The organism is Mojavia sp. (assembly GCF_059505145.1).
The window spans coordinates 23568-29879 of record NZ_JCACKA010000053.1 but is presented as its reverse complement, the minus strand read 5'-3'; the positions used below and the strand labels follow the sequence as shown (position 1 = coordinate 29879).

Genomic DNA, 6312 nt, shown 5'->3' with positions numbered 1-6312 from the left:
TGCCAAGGTTGACCGATGGAGTTGCCGTCAATATCCCACAAGCGTACTGTCGAATCATTGCTGGCACTGACAATCCACTTACCATCAGGGCTAAAAGCGACAGAATTGACCCAATTCTCATATTTGCGCTGCGATCGCCCGATGACCCGATCTTGTAGTATTTGATGTAGCTCCCACAAACGCACAGTTCGATCGCCACCACTGACAATCAGCTTGCCATCAGGGCTAAAGGCTAGGGAATTCACCTGTCCTTCATGTCCGCGCCAAGGTTGAGAGATGGGGTTGCCGTCAATATCCCACAAGCGTATTGTCCGATCGCAGCTACCACTAATAATAAACTTACCATCAGGGCTAAACGCTACAGAATTAACATGTCCTTCATGTCCGCGCCAAGGTTGACCGATGGGATTACCTTGGATGTCCCACAACCGCACTGTAGAATCACTACTACCACTGACAATAAACTTGCGATCGGGGCTAAAGGCGACACAAATAATTTTTGCCTCATGTCCGTGCCAGGGTTGAGTAATGGTGTTACCTTGTAAATCCCACAAACACACCGTCCCGTCAAAACCAACACCGATAATGCGATCGCCATTTGGGCTAAAGGCGACGGAAATAACTCCTTCCTTGTGTCTGCGCCAAGGTTGAGCGATGGTGTTACCTTGTAAATCCCACAAACACACCGTTCCGTCAAAACCAACACTGACAATGCGATCGCCATTTGGGTTAAAGGCGACGGAAATAATTCCTTCCTCATGTCCCTGCCACGGTTGAGTAATGAGATTACCTTGTAGACCCCATAAACACAAAATTCCGTCAATACTGCCACTAACAATAAACTTGCCATCAGGACTAAAGGCTATACAATTAACCTCTTGCTCGTGCCCCAACAAAAATTGAGCAATAGGATTGCCAATGATATTCCACAAGCACACCGTAGAATCACTACTGCCACTGGCAATAAACTTGCCATCAGGACTAAAGGCTACACAATTAACCTCTTGCTCGTGTCCGCGCAAGCTATTTGCCTCTGTGGGTGTATTCATTGCTTCCTTTAAGCTTCCCAAAACAGAAGCTAGAAGCTGGTTTGGGTATTTCTCTAAATTCTCACCCATTGTTTGAATTGCCAGCACCAAACCCTCTAGCGGTTGGACAGGAAGTAAATTCAAAACCCTGGCGGATTGCTCGCGCAATTTTAATTCAGTCAGTGCAAGGTTTAACTTTTGAATCTCTTGTTCCTTTTCTCTCGAATGGCGATCGTGCCATCCAACACTAGCATTAATAAATCGATTAGCTTGTTCGCTTAAATGACCAAACGTTTGCTCTTTTAGTTCTTTATAAGTCTTTGTCTTCAGAACCCGGTTTGCAATATTTTCCCTTTCCCATAGCACATCTAAGGTGTATGCCAGAAGTGGTAAATAATCATTTTGTTGGTGAAAATCATAAATAATTTGCTCAACTAATCCTTGTTCAAAGGTAACGCCATTTCTAGCAGCAGGTTCAGCGATCGCTAACTTTAATTCTCGATCGCTCATTCTAGTGAGTATAAGACTATAGCGATCGTGAATCTTCGCAAGTTGGGGATACTCACTAAATCTATCCAAAAAATCAGATTGCATTGTTAAAACAATTTTGACAGAGCTATCCTGCTGCTGGCACAGTTGAAAGAGACTAGCAACAAATTTATCGCGTTCCGGCTTTTGAGTTTTCGTAAACAGTTCTTCCAATTGGTCAATAAAAATCAGAACGCACTGATAATCTTGTTTGAGGAATGTGACAATTTGAATTAGAAAATCTTCTCTAAGTTTTCGACCAATATCTGCTATTTGCGATTGTTTACCATAAGTAAAAGCAAGACAATTATAAAGAGATTTAAAAGGGTTTTCATCTGGGTGAAAACTTATATTAATTAATGAATTTTTATTAGATCCTAAATAAGGAATTAAACCAGCCCGAATCAATGATGATTTGCCACTATCTGATGCTCCTAAAAGTAAGAGTACATTATCTTTTTTTAAGCGATCGCTGAGACTAGCAATCCAGTTCTCCCGACCAAAAAATTTGTCTTTATCTTTAATTTCAAAAGTTTTTAGTCCTAAATAGGGAGAGTCTGTTTTGAGTGGACGACGATGAATGTCCTCAGACTTACTGTCAGAAAAAAAGTTGTATTCAGAAATACCTTGGACATTACACCCAATATTTATATCGCCTTCAGAACTGTTAACCATCTATATCTCCTTACCTTTGGACACCCTCTGGCTAAATCTTTCCCTCAGTTATAGTTCCTCGGCTAATCGTTGTAAGTACCTCAACAAAATTAATTACACATTCTCTTGTGAAGCTTTCCCTGTCGCCGCCCTATAGGATAGAAGTTTTGTAAATCCCATCCGTGAAAGATTAAGGTTTTAAATACCTTTATTCAGGAAAATTACTTAAGTCAATTTTAAAAATATGGAGTAACTTTATCCTAAAACGCCGTAAATGACAAAAGGGATGGAACTTTTTGATAACCTACACCTTGCTATGTTTAGCGGCAAAGGTGGAGTCGGAAAAACAACAATCTCCTGCACCTTTGCATATCGTTGGGCGCAGCAATTTGTCAATGAGCAAATTCTTTTAATCTCAACTGATCCGGCTCACTCTCTTGGAGATGTCTTACAAGTTAGCGTGGATGATATTCCTCGTCCTATAGCAGAAATTCCCAATCTACTAGTAAGGGCGTTGGATGCAAAGCGTCTGCTACAAGAGTTTAAAGAACGTTATGGTCAGGTGTTAGAACTGTTAGTGGAGCGCGGTAGTTTTGTTGAAGGAGAAGACTTGCTTCCAGTTTGGGATTTAAATTGGCCTGGATTGGACGAGTTGATGGGCTTGTTAGAGATCCAACGCCTTTTTAACGAGCAGCAGGTAGATCGAGTAGTAGTAGATATGGCTCCTAGCGGTCATACTCTCAACTTGTTTGGATTGATGGATTTTTTAGACACTTTCCTACACTCTCTTGAACTGTTTCAAGAAAAGCATCGGTTTATTAGCAAGACCTTTGCTGGAAGTTACACACCCGATCGCGCTGACGAATTTTTGCAAACCCTGAAAGCTGAACTGTCGCAAGGTCGTCGCCTGCTTCAAGATCCTACCCATACAGCTTGTTTGTTAGTTGCGATCGCCGAACCAATGAGTTGGTTGGAATCAAAACGGTTTCTAGAAGCCTTACAAACCATGCAGATGCCTTGCGGAGGATTGTTTGTCAACCAAGTCCTTGCTAGTGCGACTGACCCAGATCGTTACCAAGAACAACAACCGCTCATCAGCCAGTATACGGCTCTTGCTAACGGAAAGCCGATATTTATTGTGCCACAACAAGATGAGGAGCCTTTGGGAATTGTAGCCCTCAGCCATCTGATCGACCAAATCCATATTCCTCAGCTTGAACCGCTATCTCCTGTTCGTTCGCTCCCAATTCAATGGCCTGAAAAAATTCCTCCTAGCTTTGGAGATTTTCTCACCCAAGGTCGTCGCCTATTACTAATTGGCGGTAAAGGTGGAGTAGGCAAGACCACAGTAGCAGCTGCGATTGGTTGGGCTATGGCTCAACAACATCCCCAGCGTAAAATTCGCATGGTTTCTATCGATCCAGCCCACTCCTTGGGTGATGCCTTTGGTCTGAGTTTAGGACACGAACCATATCAAATAACTGCCAATCTTCGAGGTCAGGAAGTGGATAGCGATCGCATTCTCGATCGCTTCAGGGCCGATTACCTATGGGAACTGGCCGAAATGATGAGCGGCGAAACCCAAACAAGCGAAGCTATTGAAATGGCTTATGCTCCTGTTGCTTGGCGCAAAATTGTCGAGCAAGCTTTACCAGGGATTGATGAAATGCTTTCCCTGTTAACCGTAATGGAATTGCTAGAGCAACAAGAAGAAGACTTGATTATTTTAGACACTGCTCCTACAGGTCATCTTCTGCGTTTTCTAGAAATGCCAACTGCACTGGCAGACTGGCTAGCTTGGATTTTCAAACTCTGGATCAAGTATCAAAATGTTCTTGGTCGTACAGAGTTTATGGGGCGTTTACGAACTTTGCGACAGCGCGTAGTCAAAGCCCAAAAAGTGCTAAAAGACCCACAGCAAGCAGAGTTCATTGGGGTTACCCTTAACCAGGCTAGCGTACTTGCCGAACAACATCGCTTGTTCAAATCTCTGCAAGAAATAGGTGTGAGCCAGAATTACCTTGTTCTAAACCGCTTTTCTTCTACAGCAACGATTAATTGCGATTTTCCAGGTTTGACAACGGTTCGCTTACCAATGCTTCCTCGCTCAGTTGAGCCTTTAGAACGCATTCAAGCAGCCGCCGCCTGTTTATTTTAACGGCTAATTAGACTAAATACTTTCATACCCAGAGAGAAATTTATTATGTACCGCACTCCAAACCGTGGACAAATTCAAGCCAAACTTAGCTCAATGCCTCCTCAACGTTCTCAAGCAAGAGCTTACTTAAATGCTTATAAAATGATGTTGGAAAAAGAGCGTTTAGAGCAGGAACTACAGAAACTCGAAGCACGCCGACATCAGATTCAGCAGCGTCTTGCTATTTTGAATAGTCAAATCATTGCTGAAGAAGACACGACCCATCAGCAAGCAAATACTGACTTAGAGGACAATACACCAAAATTCAACACCCTAACATTGGAATACTAAGTACTAAGATTTCAGCTGCCTATTCTTCGCAACTTCCTTGCGCGGTTGAGCCTGTTCCTTTTAATCACATCCTTACCATAGCATTCCTAAATGAGTCGTGAAACTTCTCATTGAGGTAGGGAACAGGGAACTCTTAACAGGGAACAATAAAGAAGATTTACAAATGTACTTTGATTTTTCACAAATGATTTAGGATTGCTATATATCGGTTTTAATCAGTAAACTATATAGTTATCAATTATTTTTATGAGATATAGCATTTCCTAGTCTACTGAGGTACAAATCTCTGTGTACCTCTGCGTTTTACTTTACGTGACTCTGCGTTTAAAAATTTAGGTCTGTACCTCACTTAGAGGTTATTTATAAAGTAAAGCTTAAATCGTAGGGTGCGTTATAGCAACGCTTAACGCACCGAGAAAGATGGTACGTTACGGCTAATAATCACTCTCTCAAACTCCCAAAACCTTGCATAGCCGTAACACACCCTACTTAATATTTACTTTATAAATGGTCTCTTAACTGGCAATTGCTATATTGTCTTTAACTTTTAAATCGATTTACTTTATGTTTAAAGATTTTAAGCATTTTCTATATTATCAGAACTTAAAACCTATTTGTAATTTCAGTACTCAACTTACTTCCATTTATCTCAAAATCTTATTTTTAAGTATTATTCCACTCAGCTTCCTTTTTAATGGATGTAGTAATAAAGACGAAAATCAGGTAATGGAGAAAAAAATATCAAAACTTGAGAAAGAAGCAGAAAGCCGGCTTACATATAAAATTCAGGAGCAAGAAAGATACTTCTCTAAACACAAAACTTTTTTTAAATCACCTGATGAACCAGCAACTAGCTATGGTTCTTCTCCTCCAATTTTTGGGATACAAAAATGTTATCGCTACTATACTGAAACAAATTCTGACCTAACCTCTAAAACAACGATTGATGCTGTTTATAGCTATGCTGTTCAAGATGACTGTGGTGGTATGTGGGGTTTAGAACTTAGGTGGTATGCTGGAGCAGTCTTTGCTGTTCCTCTGACTAGAGGCAAAGAACTGAAAACGATAAGTGTTGTCTGTCGAAACATTGAAAGCTATGGCCGTATACCCTCGCGGCCAGAATACATAAACGGTGTAGTAAAATGTCCATCTAATACAACGAAAGTATATTAACGATTTTAGGACTTACGCAAAAACCTCTCAATCCCTGATTACTCCGTGTCCTCTGTGGTTCGTTTTTCCGTTAATTAGTTAAAGTAATAAATCACACAAGCTAGGAAAGAATTTCAATACTCTTGTGTCCGATCGCGTTCCTGTTTTTCTGCTTCCAGAATCGCTAATAAAAGAGCTTCCTCCTGAATTTCAAACTCTTCTTCCGAAATTTCTCCCATATCAAAAGCAAGTTGGAGTGTAAGAAGCTGTTTGCTGAGATTTTCTTTATCATCAATTTCAGTATTCGCCTGTTCTAAAATTTTTTCCCCAAGCCATGTTACCCCCATTAATGGGCCGGTAATCGGTAATAGTAAGAAACGCAGAACCATATTACTTTACACTTGTGTGGATTTATTAAAACTGTCCTCGCAAGACCGTAATCATGCTGATGACATAGATATT

The 6312-nt window shown here is 40.9% G+C and carries 5 protein-coding genes; 3 read left to right on the top strand and 2 right to left on the bottom strand.

The window, feature by feature from the left end:
- Positions 1-2231 (bottom strand): NACHT and WD repeat domain-containing protein (locus tag AC5JL8_RS10525; protein WP_495879722.1); only part of this gene is annotated, 2231 nt, incomplete at its 3' end.
- Positions 2232-2484: 253 nt separating this feature from the next.
- Here AC5JL8_RS10525 and AC5JL8_RS10520 point away from each other — a divergent pair.
- From AC5JL8_RS10520 to AC5JL8_RS10510, 3 genes are all read left to right on the top strand, one after another.
- Positions 2485-4368 (top strand): ArsA family ATPase, encoded by a 1884-nt coding sequence (locus AC5JL8_RS10520; RefSeq protein ID WP_495879721.1) that lies wholly within the window; start codon positions 2485-2487, stop codon positions 4366-4368.
- Positions 4369-4413: 45 nt separating this feature from the next.
- Positions 4414-4698, top strand: coding sequence for a hypothetical protein (locus AC5JL8_RS10515; RefSeq protein WP_495879720.1), 285 nt, complete (start codon positions 4414-4416; stop codon positions 4696-4698).
- A 564-nt stretch (positions 4699-5262) separates the two neighbouring features.
- Entirely contained in the window at positions 5263-5871 is a 609-nt protein-coding gene (locus AC5JL8_RS10510; RefSeq protein ID WP_495879719.1) for a hypothetical protein, read from the top strand.
- 113 nt (positions 5872-5984) lie between these two features.
- On the opposite strand, the gene AC5JL8_RS10505 is transcribed toward AC5JL8_RS10510, so the two are convergent.
- Positions 5985-6239, bottom strand: a complete 255-nt coding sequence (locus AC5JL8_RS10505) for a gas vesicle protein GvpG (protein WP_495879718.1) — start codon at positions 6237-6239, stop codon at positions 5985-5987.
- Between the last annotated feature and the right edge of the window lie 73 nt (positions 6240-6312).

Bases quoted from the DNA above. Each gene is read 5' to 3' on its own strand.
- AC5JL8_RS10505 (WP_495879718.1), bottom strand. From the start codon at position 6,239: ATGGTTCTGCGTTTCTTACTATTACCGATTACCGGCCCATTAATGGGG.
- AC5JL8_RS10515 (WP_495879720.1), top strand. From the start codon at position 4,414: ATGTACCGCACTCCAAACCGTGGACAAATTCAAGCCAAACTTAGCTCA.
- AC5JL8_RS10510 (WP_495879719.1), top strand. From the start codon at position 5,263: ATGTTTAAAGATTTTAAGCATTTTCTATATTATCAGAACTTAAAACCT.
- AC5JL8_RS10520 (WP_495879721.1), top strand. From the start codon at position 2,485: ATGACAAAAGGGATGGAACTTTTTGATAACCTACACCTTGCTATGTTT.